General features: G+C 62.5%; 15 protein-coding genes and 3 tRNA genes. 14 read left to right on the plus strand and 4 right to left on the minus strand.

Annotated elements, in window-relative coordinates; translation table 11 throughout:
* Positions 1-25: 25 nt before the first annotated feature.
* From murC to HKD31_RS08980, 13 genes are all read left to right on the plus strand, one after another.
* Positions 26-1,459 carry a UDP-N-acetylmuramate--L-alanine ligase gene (gene murC / locus HKD31_RS08920; RefSeq protein ID WP_041110611.1) on the plus strand — a complete coding sequence of 478 codons (1,434 nt, stop codon included), beginning with the start codon at positions 26-28 and terminating at the stop codon, positions 1,457-1,459.
* A complete protein-coding gene (gene murB, locus HKD31_RS08925) occupies positions 1,456-2,376 on the plus strand; it encodes a UDP-N-acetylmuramate dehydrogenase (protein ID WP_194264528.1) in 921 nt (306 codons plus the stop codon). Before murC ends, murB begins: the two co-directional genes overlap by 4 nt.
* A complete protein-coding gene (locus tag HKD31_RS08930) occupies positions 2,373-3,284 on the plus strand; it encodes a D-alanine--D-alanine ligase (protein WP_194264527.1) in 912 nt (303 codons plus the stop codon). Before murB ends, HKD31_RS08930 begins: the two co-directional genes overlap by 4 nt.
* Complete coding sequence (locus HKD31_RS08935; protein WP_194264526.1) at positions 3,284-4,219, plus strand: cell division protein FtsQ/DivIB; 936 nt, start codon at positions 3,284-3,286, stop codon at positions 4,217-4,219. Before HKD31_RS08930 ends, HKD31_RS08935 begins: the two co-directional genes overlap by 1 nt.
* On the plus strand, positions 4,216-5,613 hold the full coding sequence (gene ftsA, locus HKD31_RS08940; RefSeq protein WP_011251759.1) for a cell division protein FtsA: 1,398 nt from the start codon (positions 4,216-4,218) through the stop codon (positions 5,611-5,613). The genes HKD31_RS08935 and ftsA overlap by 4 nt, the downstream gene beginning before the upstream one ends.
* A gap of 57 nt (positions 5,614-5,670) precedes the next feature.
* Positions 5,671-7,203 carry a cell division protein FtsZ gene (gene ftsZ / locus HKD31_RS08945; protein WP_194264525.1) on the plus strand — a complete coding sequence of 511 codons (1,533 nt, stop codon included), beginning with the start codon at positions 5,671-5,673 and terminating at the stop codon, positions 7,201-7,203.
* 116 nt (positions 7,204-7,319) lie between these two features.
* On the plus strand, positions 7,320-8,351 hold the full coding sequence (lpxC, locus tag HKD31_RS08950; protein ID WP_194264524.1) for a UDP-3-O-acyl-N-acetylglucosamine deacetylase: 1,032 nt from the start codon (positions 7,320-7,322) through the stop codon (positions 8,349-8,351).
* A gap of 107 nt (positions 8,352-8,458) precedes the next feature.
* Positions 8,459-9,319, plus strand: coding sequence for an outer membrane protein assembly factor BamD (locus HKD31_RS08955; RefSeq protein ID WP_226986660.1), 861 nt, complete (start codon positions 8,459-8,461; stop codon positions 9,317-9,319).
* A 45-nt stretch (positions 9,320-9,364) separates the two neighbouring features.
* Positions 9,365-11,086 (plus strand): DNA repair protein RecN, encoded by a 1,722-nt coding sequence (gene recN, locus HKD31_RS08960; protein ID WP_194264523.1) that lies wholly within the window; start codon positions 9,365-9,367, stop codon positions 11,084-11,086.
* On the plus strand, positions 11,083-13,134 hold the full coding sequence (gene ligA / locus HKD31_RS08965) for an NAD-dependent DNA ligase LigA (RefSeq protein WP_194264522.1): 2,052 nt from the start codon (positions 11,083-11,085) through the stop codon (positions 13,132-13,134). The genes recN and ligA overlap by 4 nt, the downstream gene beginning before the upstream one ends.
* Positions 13,135-13,204: 70 nt before the next feature.
* Positions 13,205-14,554, plus strand: a complete 1,350-nt coding sequence (locus HKD31_RS08970; protein WP_194264521.1) for a hemolysin family protein — start codon at positions 13,205-13,207, stop codon at positions 14,552-14,554.
* A gap of 36 nt (positions 14,555-14,590) precedes the next feature.
* Positions 14,591-15,163 carry a nicotinamidase gene (locus HKD31_RS08975; protein ID WP_194264520.1) on the plus strand — a complete coding sequence of 191 codons (573 nt, stop codon included), beginning with the start codon at positions 14,591-14,593 and terminating at the stop codon, positions 15,161-15,163.
* Between the two features lie 11 nt (positions 15,164-15,174).
* Positions 15,175-15,585, plus strand: a complete 411-nt coding sequence (locus HKD31_RS08980) for an Ivy family c-type lysozyme inhibitor (RefSeq protein WP_194264519.1) — start codon at positions 15,175-15,177, stop codon at positions 15,583-15,585.
* A 41-nt stretch (positions 15,586-15,626) separates the two neighbouring features.
* Here HKD31_RS08980 and HKD31_RS08985 read toward each other — a convergent pair.
* From HKD31_RS08985 to gpt, 3 genes are all read right to left on the minus strand, one after another.
* Positions 15,627-15,703: transfer RNA gene (locus HKD31_RS08985), tRNA-Arg, on the minus strand.
* 18 nt (positions 15,704-15,721) lie between these two features.
* Positions 15,722-15,798: transfer RNA gene (locus tag HKD31_RS08990), tRNA-Pro, on the minus strand.
* A 49-nt stretch (positions 15,799-15,847) separates the two neighbouring features.
* Positions 15,848-16,354 (minus strand): xanthine phosphoribosyltransferase, encoded by a 507-nt coding sequence (gene gpt, locus HKD31_RS08995; RefSeq protein WP_011251768.1) that lies wholly within the window; start codon positions 16,352-16,354, stop codon positions 15,848-15,850.
* A 70-nt stretch (positions 16,355-16,424) separates the two neighbouring features.
* On the opposite strand from gpt, the gene HKD31_RS09000 reads away from it, so the two are divergent.
* A complete protein-coding gene (locus HKD31_RS09000) occupies positions 16,425-17,648 on the plus strand; it encodes an MFS transporter (protein WP_194264518.1) in 1,224 nt (407 codons plus the stop codon).
* Positions 17,649-17,721: 73 nt separating this feature from the next.
* Here HKD31_RS09000 and HKD31_RS09005 read toward each other — a convergent pair.
* Positions 17,722-17,797 (minus strand) — tRNA-Asn (locus HKD31_RS09005).
* Positions 17,798-17,848 lie beyond the last annotated feature (51 nt).

Below are 17,848 nucleotides of genomic sequence, written 5' to 3' on the forward strand. Positions count from 1 at the left end.
GTTCCTGCCCAAGAGTACCTGCCCCATGCGCGCCCTGCCCCTGAACATCGGAACCATTCACTTCGTCGGTATCGGCGGCATCGGCATGTCCGGCATCGCCGAGGTCCTGCATATGCTGGGCTACAAGGTGCAGGGATCCGATATTGCCGAGGGCGCCAATGTGCAGCGCCTGCGCCAGTCGGGGATTGTCGTGCATATTGGCCATGACGCCTCCAATCTGGGCGATGCACAGGTTGTCGTGACCTCCACGGCCGTGAAAAAAGACAACCCGGAAGTCGTGGCCGCCCGCGCCAAGCTCATTCCGGTCGTGCGACGCGCGGAAATGCTGGCCGAACTGATGCGCCTGCGCTGGTCCGTTGCCATCGGTGGCACGCATGGCAAGACCACCACAACCAGCCTCGTGGCCTGCGTGCTCGAACATGCCCGTCTGGACCCAACCGTCATCAATGGCGGAATCATTGAGGCTTATGGCACCAACACACGCATGGGATCGGGCGACTGGATGGTCGTCGAAGCCGATGAGAGTGATGGCTCCTTCCTGCGCCTGCCCGCCGTGATTGCGGTGGTGACGAACATGGATCCGGAACATCTGGATCACTGGGGCACGGAAGAGGCCATGCAGGCCGGCTATGACCAGTTCGTCTCGAACATCCCGTTCTACGGCTTTGCGGTCCTGTGCGTGGATCACCCACAGGTGCAGCAGATGATCCCGCGCCTGTCCGATCATCGCGTCATCACCTACGGTTTCAGCCCGCAGGCCGATATCCGCGCCGAGAAAGTCGTCATGGATAAGCGGGGGGCCACGTTCGAAGTCGTGGTCACCAATCGCCAGCGCAACCGCTCGCGCCGCGCCGGGCCGTTCCGCCTGCCAATGCTCGGACACCACAACGTCCTGAACTCGCTCGCGGCCATCGCCGTCGCGCTTGAAATGGAAATCAGTGATTCCGTGATCGCATCCGCCCTGACGACCTTCAAGGGCGTCAAGCGCCGCTTCACCCGCACGGGCGAGTATAATGGCATTTCCATCATCGACGATTACGGCCATCACCCGGTTGAAATCGCCGCCGTGCTCAAGGCGGCCCGTCAGGCAGGTGCGCGTAACGTCATCGCCGTCATGCAGCCGCACCGCTATTCGCGCCTGAAGGTCCTGTTCAACGAGTTCTGCACCTGCATGAACGACGCCGATACGGTCATCGTGGCGGATGTCTATGCCGCGGGCGAAACGCCGATCGAGGGTGCAGGCCGCGATGCGCTCGTTGAAGGCCTGCGCGACCGCGGCCACCGCTCCGTCGTGCCGCTCCCCGATCCGGCCCATCTGGCGGAAATGATCAACGCCATCGCCAAGCCGGGCGATTACGTCGTCTGCCTTGGCGCCGGCACCATCACCCAGTGGGCGCAGGCCCTTCCTGCCCAGCTCGAAGCCCTGAACCGCCAGCCCGCAACCGAAGGCGCGGCATGACGGGCAGCAGCGACTTTCCCGTCAAAGGCCTGCGCGGCAGACTGACCCCGAACGCCCCGCTCGGCCCCCGCGCCTGGTTCCGGGTCGGTGGCCCGGCGGACTGGCTGTTCGTTCCCGAAGACCAGGACGATCTGGCCCTTTTCCTGCGCGAAAATCCGGCCACCATGCCGGTTACGGTTCTGGGCGCGTGCTCGAACGTTATCATCCGCGATGGCGGCATTGCCGGCACGGTTATCCGTCTGGCGCGCGGCTTTGCGGACATCACCGTTCAAGGCAACAGCCTGATCGTGGGCGCGGCAGCCCTCGACATCAGCGTGGCCGAACATGCCGCCTCTGCCGGTCTGGCAGGGCTGGAGTTCCTGGCTGGCATTCCGGGATCGATCGGCGGCGCCGTCCGCATGAACGCGGGCGCCTACGGATCAGATATCAATGCCGTTCTCGAATGGGCAGACATCCTGACGGCCGAAGGCGATCTGCGTCGCCTGTCCCATGACGACCTCGGCTTTGCCTATCGTCATTCAGAGCTTCCCCAAGGCAGCGTGGTGATCCGCGCCAGCCTGCGCGGCACACCGGACAACGCAGACGCCATCCGCAGCCGCATCGCGGACATCCGGGCCTCGCGCGAAGCCTCGCAGCCCGTGCGGGCACGGACCGGAGGCTCCACCTTCCGCAACCCCGACCGCCACAAGGCCTGGCAACTCATTGACGAAGCCGGATGCCGTGGTCTTCAGATCGGGGATGCGCAGGTCAGCGAAAAGCACTGCAACTTCCTGCTCAATCTGGGACAGGCCAGCAGCACGGATCTGGAAACGCTGGGCGAAACCGTGCGCGAAAAAGTGCTGGCACAGAGCGGCGTGGACCTGCATTGGGAAATCAAACGCATCGGGCGCAAATCCGAAGGAGAACAGACGGTATGAAGGTCGCAGTCCTGTTGGGGGGAACATCCAGTGAGCGGCCTGTCAGTCTTGTCAGTGGCGAGGCCGCAATCGAGGCCCTGCGCGAAAAGGGACACGACGTCACGCCAATCGATGTCGGACCGGATATCGCAACGACCATCGCCAGCCTGAAAGCCGCCGCACCGGACGTCGTTTTCAACGCCCTGCACGGGCCGCGTGGCGAAGACGGCGCCATTCAGGGCGTTCTGGAATGGCTTGACCTGCCCTACACCCATTCCGGCATCCGCGCTTCAGCTGTGGCGATGGACAAGGGGGCGACCCGTATCCTTCTGGCCGCCGCCGGTCTGCCCGTCGCACAGGGACGTGTCGTGACGGTTGAAGAGCTGGCCGAAGCCGATCCGCTCCCCACGCCTTACGTCATCAAGCCGGTCGCAGAAGGTTCCTCCGTCGGTGTCGAGATCGTGCGGACGGGAGACAACCGTCGCGCCGAAATCGCGCGGACCTGGCGTTTCGGAAAAGACGCGCTGGTCGAGAGCTTCATTCCCGGCCGCGAGCTGACCGCAGGCGTCATGGGAGACCGGGCCCTGGCCGTTACGGACATCCTGCCCAGCGAAACGGCTGCATTCTATGACTTCGAGGCCAAATACAAGGCTGGCGGCTCGCGTCACGTGGTCCCTGCGGAGCTTCCGCAGGCGGTGACGGACCGTGCGCTCGATTACGCCCTGCGCGCCCATCAGACGCTGGGCTGTCAGGGGGCCAGCCGCACGGATTTCCGCTACGATGAGGACACCGACACGCTGGTTATCCTCGAGGTCAACACGCAGCCCGGCATGACGCCGACATCCCTGCTGCCGGAGCAGGCCGCCTATTGCGGGATTTCCTATCCGGAACTGTGTGACTGGATGGTCCGGGAGGCACTGGCGCGCTGATGCGGGAGGATCCGTCCTTTCAGAGAGACGATTTTGTCCGGGAGCGTTTTTCCGGGGCCCTGCCGCCCCAGGAAGACCGCCCCTCGCGGGCAAAGCTGTTCTGGCGCCGGCAACGGCGGCTGGTCCGGCCCGCGATCGTATTTCTGGTTGTGATGGGAATTGCCGGGGCGGGCATTCGCCTTCTGTATGACGCGGCCTCCGAAGAGCGCTTCGCCCCGCTGCGGGCACGGCTGGTCGAAATGGAACCGCTGCCCATCCGCCACATCGTCATCAACGGTCGCGGCATGACCAGCGAAGCCTCGATCCAGGAAGCGCTGGGCACATCCGTCGGACGTCCGATCTTTGGATTTTCCGTTGAAGCCGCACGTCAGCGGCTGGATGAACTGCCGTTCATCGACCACGCAACGGTCGAACGGCACATGCCCGATACCGTGATCATCACGCTTGTGGAGCGCACGCCGATTGCCGTCTGGCAGGATCGCGGGCATTTCATGCTCATCAACCGGGCGGGAGAGGAAGTCTCCGATCAGGGTCTGACCGGGAAAAATGCACAGGCTTTTCTGCAACTTCCCCTCGTGGTGGGAGAAGGTGCAAATACGGCAGCCGCCAGTGTGATCGACGCCCTGAACAAGGAGCCGCTGGTCAAAAGCCAGGTTACGGCCCTGATCCGCGTGGGCAACCGGCGCTGGAATGCCACGCTCAAGGACGGCACGACCGTGATGCTGCCTGAGGGCGAGGAAGCCGCGGCATTCACCCGTCTGGCCCGCTATCAGCAGAGCATGCGTCTGCTGGAGCGGCCGGTCCAGTCGATCGATCTGCGCCTTCCGGACCGAATGGTCGTCCACCAGCCGCCTCAGGCAGCTCCGCCTCCGGATAGCGCAAAGCCTGACCCTTCCTCACCGTCACCACCAGCAGACAGCACGAAGCAGCCATGAACGACCACAACTCCATGTCAGATCTTCCGGCATTCCGGCGCCGGGGCGGTCTCAGGGGCCGGTCCCTCATCCCTGTCGGTGGCGAACGTGACGTCAGCGTCAACCGCGTCCCGCGTGACATCCTGCCGCTTCCCCCCGAGGACACACAGCGGAACGTCAGCTGGCGTCCGGGGATTTTCGGTGCGCTGGACATCGGCACGACGAAAATGACCTGCCTGATCGGCAAGGGCGAACCGGATGGATCCATTCAGGTTCTGGGCCATGGATGGCGCCGTTCCCACGGCATCCGTTCGGGGTCCATCGTTGATATCCGCGAGGCCGAAGCTGCAATCCGTGCCACCGTCGGACAGGCCGAGGAAGCTGCCGAGCGGCGCATGGACTCGCTCGTCGTCAACCTGTCCTGCGGGCGCCCGCTGAGCCGTCTGGTTGACGCGCAGATCCCCATCGGCGGCCGCGAAGTCACCGCCGGTGACGTGCAGCGCCTGATCGCCGAAGGACAGGCCCGCGCCTGGATGGAAGGCCGCGAAGTCATCCATACGCTTCCCATCGGATATGTCGTGGATTCCATCCCCGGAATCGCGGACCCGATCGGGCATCAGTGTGAAGAACTGGCCACCCGGATGCATGTCGTGGACATGAATTCCAGCGCCTTGCGCACTCTGGATGCCGTCCTGCAACACGCAGAACTGAAGCTGGACGGGCTGGTCGCGAGTCCCTTTGCCTCCGGCGTGTCAGTTCTGGCCGCCGAAGAGCGCGAACTGGGTGTGACCGTCGTGGAAATGGGCGGCGGCACGACGTCACTGGCGGTTTTCTGTGAAGGCAAGCTGCTCCACACGGCCCAGATCCGGGTTGGCGGCCTGCATGTCACGCGCGACATTGCCGGCGTGCTCTCGACGTCTCTGGAAACGGCCGAACGCCTCAAGACGATGTATGGTGCCGCCCAGATGGGTTCGGACGACCAGCGGGAAATCCTTTCGGTGCCGCTGATCGGCGAGAACAGCGACCGGCTGGTCCGGCTTCAGCGCTCCAAGGTCATTTCCGTCATCCAGCCCCGGATCGAGGAAACGCTCGAACTCGTGCGGCAGTCGCTCGATAATGCGGGACTGGGGCGCCTGGCCAATGGTCGGGTCGTGCTGACCGGTGGTGCATCGCTTCTTGAGGGAATCGTGCCCGTCGCAACGCGTATTCTTGGCCGGCCTGTCCGGATGGGAAAACCCCAGAACATTTACGGCCTGCCCGAGACTGCCGCGGCTTCGGCAGGATTTTCAACCGCTGCGGGGCTTCTGGCCTGGGCAGCGGGTGCGGATCGGGATTTCGGAGATATTTCCGTTCCTGAACCTAAACCTCGCGGACTTGTTAAACGTCTCGTAGGCTTCATACGCAACAATGTGTAGTCTACTACAGATGACAACGCCCACACCTGTCGCTTTCATGAAGTTCCGGACCAGATCATGACGCTGAACCTTACTCCTACTCCCAATTCCCACGTTGAGCTGGCGCCACGGATTACCGTGATCGGCGTTGGCGGCGGCGGCACGAATGCCGTCGACAACATGATCGCGTCTGAACTCAAGGGCGTGGAATTCGTCGTTGCCAACACCGACGCCCAGCAGCTTGCCCACTCCAAGGCCGAACGCCGCGTCCAGCTTGGCCCCCATCTGACGCGCGGTCTGGGTGCAGGTGCAAAGCCGGAAATCGGTCGCGAAGCCGCCGAAGAAGCCGCACAGGAAATCGACCGTCAGCTCGAAGGCGCGAATCTGGTCTTCATCACGGCCGGCATGGGCGGCGGTACAGGTACGGGTGCGGCTCCGGTCATCGCACGCATGGCGCGTGAGCGCGGCGTCCTGACGGTCGGCGTTGTTTCCAAGCCTTTCAATTTTGAAGGCCGCCGCCGCACGACTGCCGCAGAAAACGGCATTGCCGAACTGCAGAAGCACGTCGATACGCTGATCGTCATCCCGAACCAGAACCTGTTCAATTCGGCAACGCAGAACACGACGTTCCGCGAAGCCTTCCGGATGGCTGACAATGTCCTGAATATGGGCGTTCGCGGCATTACGGACCTCATGGTCTCTCCGGGCCTCATCAATCTCGACTTTGCGGACGTCAAGGCCGTGATGGAAGAGATGGGCAAGGCCATGATGGGGACGGGCGAAGCCTCCAGCGAGGAAGATGCGGAAGACCGTGCCGTGCTCGCAGCCGAGCGCGCGATTTCCAACCCGCTGCTGGAAGACGCGTCCATGGCAGGTGCGCGTGGCCTGCTCATCAACATCACCGGCGGCGAAGACCTGACGCTGTACGAAGTCAACGCTGCTGCTGACCGCATCCGTGAAGAAGTGGCCGATGATGCCAACATCATCTTCGGCGCGCTGATCGACGAAAAGCTGAACGGTCGTGTCCGCGTGTCCGTCGTTGCCACCGGCATCGACACACAGCCGCGTCAGGATCCTTCGGCTCCGAGCACGGAAACCCGTCAGGCCGCTGCGCCGCAGACGAACGCCGGAACGGCCGCTCCGCGCGAAAGCGCCGGGACCCGCGCGGCAGCGTCCTCGTTCCAGCCAGGATCGACCTATGCCGGGGGGCCGCCGCGCCCGAATTTCGCGATTGATCCCCAGCAGCAGCAGGCCCAGAACACAGCCCCGCAGCCGCAGCAGGAAGCCCCGGCGACCCAGCCTGCGGCCACTGAAACCCAGACGCCCCGTCAGGAAAACACCCACCAGCCTTCTCCCCGGGCCGGTCTGTTCTCCGATCCGTCCCGTCATGCCCCGCCGCCGCAGCCCGAAGCGCCGCGGAGCCTGTTCGGTATGGTCACGGGCGCCTTCCGCAGCCGTCCGCCCCAACCGCAGCAGGCACCGCAGACCACCCAGCGGACGGAGCCCAGTACCCGCGACGGATACCCCCAACAGGCGCCGCAGCAGCAGGAACAGCCTTCCGGCAATGCTGACGATTCCAACCTGGATATTCCGACCTACCTGCGCCGCTGATCGTCTTTCCCCCTCATGCACACCATGAGGGGGAAATATCCGGCAACAATCGTTGACTGGAACTGACGCCCGGTATCTGTTTTCTAGTCTCCGGAATCAGATTTTTCGGAGGCTTTATGCAGGTTACGCCAACGCATGGCGGCAGCACGGCGAAAGGCGTTGAGGCAGGACAGCCGGAAACGGTCTCTGCCCTCGATGGAACGCCTTCCCGCCCGGAGCGCGGCAGCTCGAAAAACCTGCAGACAACCCTTGCCAACCCCATTCACTGTCAGGGCATCGCCCTGCACAGTGGCGTAACCGTCGATCTAGTTCTCTCCCCCGCCCCCGCGGATACCGGCGTCAGGTTCCAGCGTTCGGACATCGAGGGCTCCCCCTCCTTTCCCGCGCTCTACGACCATATCGTGGACACCCGTCTTTCAACGGTTGTCGGCTGCCCCACGGATCCCTCCCTGCGTGTTGCCACGATCGAGCACCTCATGGCGGCCCTCAACGCCTGCGAGATCGACAATATCCTCGTTGCGGTCAGTGGCCCCGAACTGCCCGTTCTCGATGGTGCGTCAGATGCCTTTGCCTTCCTGATCCGCTGCGCCGGCCGTAAAACGCTGGACAAGCCCCGCCAGGTTATCGAGATCCTGCGCAACGTCCGGGTCGAAGGCGAAAACGGTGCCTTTGCCGAACTGCGCCCCGCCCAGCGCGGCCTCTCCCTGGCCATTTCACTGAGCTTCCCGGCTCAGGCCATCGGAAACCAGCGTTACGCCATCCAGCTTGATGAACGTCGCTTCATGGAAGAACTCGCGTTCTGCCGCACCTTCGTCAACCGCAAGGACATCGAGTATCTACAGAGTATCGGACTGGCACGCGGTGGCTCACTGGACACGGCGGTCGTTGTGGATGGAGAAAATATCCTCAATCCGGCAGGCCTGAAAATCGAGCGCGAGTTCGCCCGCCACAAACTACTTGATGCGATTGGCGATCTCTATTGCGCCGGCCACCGGATGCAGGCCGGTTTTATTGGTCACAAATCCGGTCATGCGCTCAATAACAGGCTTCTGCGGGCAGTTTTTTCCGATGCCGCCAACTGGCGTTTCGTCCCAACGGGCTCATCGCGAGCCGTTCCCAAGGCCCTGCGCGCGCGCGTTGCTGCCTGAGACACATGGCAGGTCTTTCGTCAGCGCATTCCCGTGATATAAGACGGGCTTCCACGGGAAGAGCAGGTATGACAAGCAGCACTCAGCGTCATTTTGAAGCATCGGTCATGAATGGTGGTTTCATTCTGAGAGCTGCGGCTGTCAGCGGGTTTCTGCTGCTTTCCGGCTGTTCGCTGTTCTCGCACCAGCACGAAAAGCCCGCGATTCCCAAAACCGCCGATGCCGAGACCCTGTACAATTACGGGATCGATGCCCTGCACACGGGCCACTACGAGCTGGCCGGCGGCGAATTCGAGCTGCTGCAGCAGAACTACCCCTATTCCGGCTTCACGGGTAACGCCGAGCTGATGGAAGGGTATGCCTACTACCTTCAGGGCGAATACGCGCTTTCGGTCCAGCAGCTCGAACGCTATCTCCAGCTGCACCCGACCAGCCCGGACGCGGCCTATGCCTTCTATCTGCGCGCGCTCTGCTATTACGAGCAGATCGCAAACGTCGAGCGTGACCAGCAGGGCACCGTTGAAGCCCTGGACGCGCTGGAAGAGGTCATCACCCGCTTCCCGCAGACATCCTACGCCCGTGACGCCCAGCTGAAGATCGATCTGTGCCGTGACCATCTGGCCGGCAAGGAAATGCTGGTCGGCCGCTGGTACCAGCAGCAGCGCAACTATGAAGCGGCCATGACCCGCTACCAGCGCGTCGTGCAGGACTACCAGACGACCAACCACGTCGCCGAAGCGCTCGAGCGTCTCGTGGAGGTCTATCTGGCTCTTGGCCTGAAGGATCAGGCGCACCAGACGGCCGCCGTTCTGGGCTATAACTATCCCGACAGCCAGTGGTATCGTTATGCCTATAATGATCTTCGGGAAAACCACCTGCTCAAGAGCGACCTCAAAAAGCCGGTCATTCATCCGGAACAGCAGGCGCACCGTGGCTTCTTCTCCCGCGTCTGGCACAGCGTCTTCTGATATCGTCCCTTTGAAACGGGACGACATGCTCCCAACATTGCTGTCATGCTGACACATCTCTCGATCCGTGACGTCGTTCTGATCGAAAAGCTCGATCTTGGTCTCGCCCCCGGTCTGACGGTCCTGACCGGCGAGACCGGAGCCGGCAAGTCCATCCTGCTCGACAGTCTGGGACTGGCCCTCGGCGAGCGTGCCAGCGGTGGTCTCGTCCGCTCGGGAGCCACCCAGGCCAGCGTGTCGGCCATTTTCGAAATCGCCAGCGACCATCCAGTCTTTGCCCTGCTCGACGAGCACGGCATCGTGCGCGAAGACCCGACGGACCCGGTTGTCCTGCGCCGTATCGTCACGCCGGATGCCCGCTCCCGTGCCTATATCTGTGATCAGCCGGTTGGCGTGGGCCTGCTGCGCCGTGTGGGCGCCCATCTCGTGGAAATCCAGGGCCAGCACGAACAGATGGGCCTGGCCGACCAGAGTACCCATCTCGATCTTCTGGATGCTTTCGGGATCGCCCAATCCCTGCGGGAAAAGACGGCTCTAACCTTCCGCCAGTGGGCCGCGGCCCGCAGCGCCCTGAAAGCGGCGCGTAACGACATGGAAGCCGCGGCCCGCGAGGAAGAATGGCTGCGTCAGACAGTCGATGATCTGGAGCGACTGGCCCCTCAGGAAGGCGAAGAGGATGCTCTCGCGGCCACACGCGTCAGTCTCCAGCGCGATGAACGTCGCGGCGAAGCCGTTGCCGCTGCACTCTCGGAACTGACCCCGCGCGATCGCCGCTCTTCCGCCCCTGCTGCCGCCCTGCGCTCGGCCAGCCGCGCCCTTGCCAGACTTCTGCCCGCCCCTACGGAGACGGAAACGCTTTCCGACAGCCACCAGACACAGGCCCAGGACGCGCTCGACGCCCTCGGAAAAGCTGAAGAAGCCCTGGCCGAAGCTGAAATGCTGCTGAGCCGTCTGGCTGCCGACACCGAAGGCGACCCCCGCCTGCTGGAAGAAACGGAAGAACGCCTTTTTGCCCTCCGCGCCGAGGCCCGCAAACACAATATCTCCGTTGCAGAACTTCCCGGTTTTCTTGCCGAACTGAAAAGACGGCTCGCGGCCCTCGATTCCAGCAATGCCGAGCTGGCCCGCTTGGAGACAGCCCTGACTGAAGCGCGTCTCGCCTATGAAGACGCGGCCCGCACGCTCTCCGCCGCCCGGAAAAAAGCCGCCGAGAAGCTGGAAAAGGCTGTCAGTGCCGAGCTACGCCCCGTCAAGCTGGAGCGCGCCCGCTTCATCGTCTCGCTCCTGCCGCTTGAGCCCGATCACTGGAACAGTCAGGGCATGGAACAGGCCTCGTTCCTGATTGCCGCCAACCCCGGACAGTCGCCCGGCCCTCTCGCCAAGGTAGCATCCGGCGGAGAGCTGTCGCGTCTCATGCTTGCGCTGAAAGTGGTGCTGGCGGAACGCTCCGATGTCGGGACGCTGGTGTTCGATGAAGTCGATTCCGGCGTTGGCGGTGCCACGGCCTCCTCGATCGGAGACCGGCTGCACAAGGTCGCGCAGGACGTGCAGGTTCTGGTCGTCACCCACAGCCCGCAGGTCGCGGCGCGCGGCGACCATCATCTGCGCATCGCCAAACGTGTCCGCAATGACCGGACCGAGACCCTGGCCGAACCCCTGCCCCATGACGCCCGGCGCGAGGAAATCGCCCGAATGCTTGCGGGCGACATCATTACAGACGCAGCCCGAGGGGCTGCCGACAGCCTTCTGGGACATCAGATTTCATGACAACCGCCCCTGTTTCTGCCGCCGAGCGTCACGCTGCACTCGAAGCAGACCTCGCGCGGTGGGACGAGGCGTATCACGGACGCGACGAACCGGAAGTTTCCGATGCCGTCTATGATGCTGCGCGTCGTGAGCTTCTGGCGCTGGAAGAAGCGTATCCGGATCTCCGCTCCCAAGAGGGAGCCAGCCAGCGCGTCGGCGCCACACCTGATTCCGCTTTCGGCAAATATCGCCATCTCGTTCCCATGCTGTCGCTCGACAATGTCTTCGATCCGGAAGGCTTCGATGGCTTTGTCTCGCGTGTGGGCCGCTTTCTCGGCCTGGACGAGGACAGACTTCAGGCGCTCCAGTTCGTGGCCGAGCCCAAGATCGACGGCCTCTCCATCAGCCTGACCTACGAACACGGGCATTTCGTGCGCGGGACCACGCGCGGAGACGGCATCGAAGGCGAAGACGTCACGGCCAACCTGCTGACCCTGAAGGATATTCCGCGCGAACTGACCGGCGGAGCACCCGAACGGATTGAAATCCGTGGCGAGGTTTTCCTCTCGAAAAGCAGCTTCCTGACCCTCAACGAACAGCAGGTCGCACGTGGCGCAAAGCCTTTCGCCAATCCGCGCAACGCCGCAGCGGGGTCCCTGCGCCAGCTGGATGCGGAAATCACCCGCAGCCGTCCGCTGTCCCTCTTCGCCTATGCGCAGGGGTACACGTCCTCGCCGGTTGCAACCACACACTGGGACTATCTGGAAAAACTGCGGAACTGGGGGTTCACGGTCAATCCGCTCTCCCGGATGATTGCCCATGCCCGCGACATTCCGGCCTATGTGGAGAAGCTGACGCGCGAACGCTCGGAGCTGGACTATGACATCGACGGCATCGTCTTCAAACTGGACGATCTGGGCCTTCAGGATCGTCTCGGCTTTGCCGGCCGCGCCCCCCGCTGGGCCATCGCGTGGAAGTTTCCGGCCGAACAGGCCATCACGCGCCTGCGGGAAATCGAAATCCAGGTCGGCCGCACGGGTGCCCTGACACCCGTCGCCCATCTGGAACCCGTGAATGTCGGCGGCGTCATCGTCTCACGCGCGACCCTGCACAACGAAGATGAAATCGCCCGCAAGGACGTGCGCGTCGGGGATCTGGTCCGCCTGCAGCGCGCCGGGGACGTGATCCCGCAGATCCTCGGTCCCGTCCCGAGCGAGGAACCCCGCTCGGAACCTTTCGTCTATCCCGACCATTGCCCCGTCTGCGGATCGCTCGCCGAGCGCGTGCATGGTGAAGCCGTCCGCCGCTGCACAGGCGGCCTGACCTGCGAAGCGCAGATCGTGGAGCGCCTGATCCACATGGTGTCACGCAATGCGTTCGACATCGACGGGCTGGGCGAACGCAGCATCCGTGAATTCTACGACGCGGGCTACATCCGTAGGCCTGGCGACATTTTCCGCCTGCGCCAGCACGAAGAGGCCCTGCTCCAGCGTGACGGCTGGGGACGGCTGTCGGTAGACAACCTCTTCCGCGCCATCGAGGACCGCCGTACCATTCCTCTGTCCCGTCTGATTTTCGGGCTTGGCATCCGGCGGATCGGAGAGCGCAACGCCCAGCTTCTGGCCCGGCATTACCAGACCTTCGAAAACTGGCGGACCGCCATGCTGGCCGCCCGGCCGGCCTCCGAAGAACGCGCCTCCCTGGGCGCCATCATGGGCGTGGGCGATGCGATCGCCGATGAACTCTCCGCCTTCTTCTCTGAAAGCCACAATATCGAGACCCTCGATGATCTGGCCTCGGAGCTGAAAGACATCATTGCCGAAGAAGCGCCCTCGGAAGGGCATCTTTCCGGCAAGGTCATTGTCTTCACCGGCACCCTGACCACCATGAGCCGCCCGGAAGCCAAGGCCATTGCCGAGCGTCTGGGCGCACAGGTGACGGATAGCGTGTCGAAAAAGACCTCTCTGGTCGTGCTGGGCGAAAAGGCTGGCTCCAAGGCCAAGAAAGCCGCGGAACTGGGGATCGAGACCGTCGATGAAAGCGGCTGGCGCGTGCTGGCAGGGCTGTAACAGAACTGCAAAACCGGAACCGTGAGAAAGTTGGTAACATCCCACTTTTTCAGGGTATAACGCCTTCCGCATGTCAGTCTCCCCTTCCTCCCAGCACCAGATCGTTCTTCTCCTGCTGGGCCTTGTCGCCACGGTTGCGCTGATTGGCGTCTCCGTGCTGATCTCGCTGTCCGAAATTTCCTTTGCCGCCGCGCGCGACGTGCGGCTGCGCTCGCGGGCGGAAGCGGGCGACCCACGGGCCGTTGCGTTCCTGAAACTGCGCCGCAACAGCGGTCAGGTCATCACGGTCCTTCAGATCTGCCTCAATGCCGTGGGTGTTCTGGGCGGCATCATCAGCGAATCCATGCTGAGCGACCCGATCGCCGAAGGCTTCCGCGTTCTGGGAATGGCCCCGTCACTGGCTGACAAGATGGGCTCAGCCTGTTCCTTCATCCTGATCACCGGCCTGTTTGTCCTGTTCGCCGATCTGCTTCCCAAGCGGATCGCGATGAACGCGCCGGACCGGATCGCGCTCAAGGTCGGCTGGTTCCCCGCCGTCGCCCTGAAAGTTCTCTATCCGGCGGTTCTGGTTTTCTCGAAGATTTCCGACTGGCTGCTCAAACTCCTCAAGATCCCCGCCGCGGCCACCGTAGAGCCCGTAACGCCTGAAGATCTGCGAGCCATTCTTGCGGCAGGAACCGCGTCGGGTGTGCTTCTGGAAGAAGAACACCAGATGATCCAGAATGTTCTGGGCCTTCAGGACCGCGCCGTGACATCCGCCATGACCCCGCGCGATGAAATCGTGTTCCTCGACGTTCAGGAAAGTCCGGAAAGCCAGCGCGACAAGGTCCGGGTGCGTCCCTATTCCCGCTATCCGCTCTGCGACGGCGGCCTGGACAAGGTCATCGGTTCCATCCGTGCCGAAGACGTGCTGGTCGCTGTCGTGGATGAACCCCAGCCCAAGAGCACCGGTCTGGCTCCTGTCGCCAGCCAGATTTTCAAGATGCGGCGTGATGTCCTGTCCCTGCCCGACACGCTGAACCTGTGGGAAACTCTGGCCCAGTTCGAGGCACACTCAGCCGGCTTTGCCCTGATCGTCAATGAATATGGTCTGGTTGTCGGCCTCATCACCTACAAGGACATCATGGGCGCGCTGATGGACGGTCTGGTCAGCCCGTTCGAAGAGCAGGCCATCGTCCGCCGTGACGACAAATCCTGGCTGATCGACGGCGCCGCCCCCATCGGCGACGTCATCCGCGAACTGGACATTCCCATGTTCGACGATGCCCAGAATTTCGACACGGTTGGCGGCTTCGTCATGAACCGTCTGCGCCGCATGGCCCGCAAGGCGGACAGTGTGCAGTCTTCGGGCTTCCGCTTTGAAGTTGTTGACGTGGAAGGCTTCAGAATCAACCAGTTGCTGGTCACACGACTGAACTGACTTCCTGTCCGGGGTGGAGACTGCTTAGATCGCACCATGACCGATCTCAGCCGCTCCGCTCTCATCCTTGTCGATATCCAGAATGACTTCCTGCCCGGCGGCGCTCTGGCCGTTCCGGACGGAGACAATATCCTTGAAGCCGCCAATGCGCTTGCCAGACATCCGTTCAGGGCGGTCATCGCGACACAGGATTGGCATCCTTCCCAGCACTGTTCCTTCAGCACGCAGGGCGGTCCCTGGCCCGTTCACTGTGTTGCCGGCACTCATGGCGCGGATTTCCCGCAAACGCTCCTGCCAGAGCCGGTGACGCATATCATCCGCAAGGGCGTGCTCCAGGAACGGGACAGCTATTCAGGCTTTCTCGATAATGACCGTGCAACCTCGACCGGGCTGGACGGGTTATTGAAGGGGCTGGACATAAAGCACGTCGTGATCTGCGGCCTCGCCCTTGATTACTGCGTGATGGCCACTGCACTGGATGCCGTACACTGCGGCTATCGCACAGAGGTGGTTCCAGAAGCCTGTCGGGGTATCGCACCAGACCCCGGCGATGCGCTGAAAAAACTTGAAAAACAGGGTGTTCTGCTCAAAAACCTGAACACTTTCTGAAGGTCGGAACAATGCGGATAACCAGACTGCTTCCTGTCATTCTCGCACTTGCGGCACTCCGGACAGTCTCGGCTGCGACACCACCGACAACGGCTGAGCTGGCGGGCGAAAACGGGTTCAGGCAGGCCTATCAGACCATGCTGACCCTTCCGTCATGGGTGACGACAGCCCAGGCGACGTCCGTACCCGTCAGCACTTTCAGCCTAGAGGGCAAGCCCTACATTCTGGGCCATATGTGCCGCCCCCATGACTGTGCCGCAGAACAGCTGGAAGTCGTATTCGCGAAGGATCATTCAGCAGCCTGGGGCCTTCTGAGCCTCAAGGACGAGAGATCGCTCAGGCAGAACTTTCTGGGCGCACCGGACGCAGCCATGCAGAAGGTTCTTCTCAATGCCTATCAGGATAATAATCCATCAGACTAAAATTAAAGGAAATCAGGCGCCAGTTGAGCCTGGGGAATGGCTGGCGCGCCCTACTGGATTCGAACCAGTGACCCACAGCTTAGAAGGCTGTTGCTCTATCCAGCTGAGCTAAGGGCGCATCAATGAAGCCATTAACTGGTCGGGGCGCCCGGACTCGAACCGGGGGCCTCTTGTACCCAAAACAAGCGCGCTACCAGGCTGCGCCACGCCCCGAACCGGCCGGAACCTAGGATGTCTGACCGGCCGAGGCAAGGGGGTTTTTTTATTCGCCTTCACTTCTCACGAGCGGGGGAACGAAAAGCGGCGCCGTATCCCACGGGAACAGGACCCAGGTGTCCTGAGCAACTTCCGTCACGTAATGATCGGTGAAGGGCTTGCCTTCAGGCTTGGCGTAGAGGCAGGCGAACACGGCCTTGGGCAGCAGTTCACGGACTATACGGGCGGTTACACCCGAATCCACAAGATCATCCACGATCAGGAAGCCTTCACCATCGCCAGCGGCGACAGGCGGCTTGACGACCTTCGGCTCGTGCTGCGTGCCTTCCTCGCCGGCATAGCTGATGACTGAGACGCTCTCGATCAGGCGGCAGCCCATTTCGCGCCCGAGAATGGCGGCGGGGATCAGGCCACCACGGGTAATGGCGACGATTCCACGGAAAGGACCATGCTTCTGCATGAGGGTTGCGGCCAGAAGACGCGCGTCACGATGGAGCTGGTCCCAGGTGACGGTCGCATAATGAACGGTTTGGGGGGTCTGATTGGCTGTCATGGTCTTCCTCTGCCTTCCGTCTCGTAATTTTGCAATAAACTTGAGCGACGGAAATGCCTAAAGTGCTGCAATGATCGATCCGGCCCTGCGCTCTCTCCCCGGCCTTCCGTCCCTGATTGTCGGAAGAATTTTCTCACAGCTCTCAGCGACCACCATGACGATCGCCATCGGATGGCAGATCTATGCGCTGACGCATGACGTGGCGTCTCTGGGATATCTGGGGCTGGCCCAGTTCCTGCCCATGATTCCGCTGACCTTCGTTGCCGGTCATGTCGCGGACCGCTTCAACCGACGCAGCATCGTGCTCATCTGTCAGGTCTGCGAAATCCTTGCTACGGCGGCACTGGCCTTCGCAGCCGCGTTCCATATCCTGACAACAGGCGCCATCTATACGTTCGCGGCATTTTACGGTGTTCTGAGAAGCTTCGAGATGCCGTGCCAGCAGGCCTTCCTGCCCGCAATCGCCCCACCTGCCCTTCTCCCCCGTGCACAGGCCCTGCTCTCTTCGCTGTTCATGACCGCTTCCATTGTCGGTCCCAGTCTGGGCGGCCTGCTCTACGGCATCGGGCCGGTCGTCTGCTACGGGCTCTCCACGGCCGGGTTCACCGTCGCTTTTGCCGGAACATTCTCGCTCAGACTGCTCCACACCGTTCCAGCGAAGGAACCGATCACATTCGCTTCGGTCTTTGCAGGCCTGTCTTTCCTGAATCGCCGCCGGGACCTTCTGGGAGCCATCACACTCGACCTGTTTGCCGTGCTGCTGGGGGGCGCGACAGCCATGCTGCCAGTCTACGCGGACGGCATCCTGCATGTCGGGCCGATCGGTCTGGGGCTGCTTCGCGCGGCTCCAGCCGTTGGAGCGCTTCTGATGTCCTGGGGCCTGTCACGCTATCCCCTTAAGGGACGCGCTGGCCTCATCATGTTTGTGGCTGTCGTTGTGTTCGGCATTGCGACGATCGTCTTTGGGGCATCCCACACGGTCTGGCTCTCGATCGTGGCCCTGATGGTCCTCGGAGCCGCCGACGTCATCAGCGTGGTGATCCGCTCCTCACTCATTCAGCTTGCAACGCCGGATTCGATGCGCGGGCGCGTTTCGGCCGTGAATACGCTGTTCATTGGCTCCAGCAATCAGCTTGGCGAATTCGAAAGCGGCATGCTCGGAACCGCGATAGGGCCGGAAGCTGCTGTCATCGCCGGTGGTATTGGGACAATTCTGGTGGCGGCTGCATGGGCCCGCTTCTTCCCGCGCCTGTGGGCACTCGATCGTCTGGAAGACGTCTTTCCGGAAGAATAGTAAGCCCAGAAATGCAAAAAGCTCCCGAAAGGGAGCTTTGTTTGCGGCCGGAGCAGCTTTCCGAAGGAAAGGCTGGCTCCCGAAGTAGGACTCGAACCTACGACCCAGCGATTAACAGTCGCTTGCTCTACCAACTGAGCTATTCGGGACCGGCGAGGTGGTATGTAGCCAAATGGTCGGGGTCGGTAAAGCCCCTAAAT

It is taken from the genome of Gluconobacter potus, from assembly GCF_015244705.1.
In the GTDB taxonomy this organism is placed as follows: domain Bacteria; phylum Pseudomonadota; class Alphaproteobacteria; order Acetobacterales; family Acetobacteraceae; genus Gluconobacter; species Gluconobacter potus.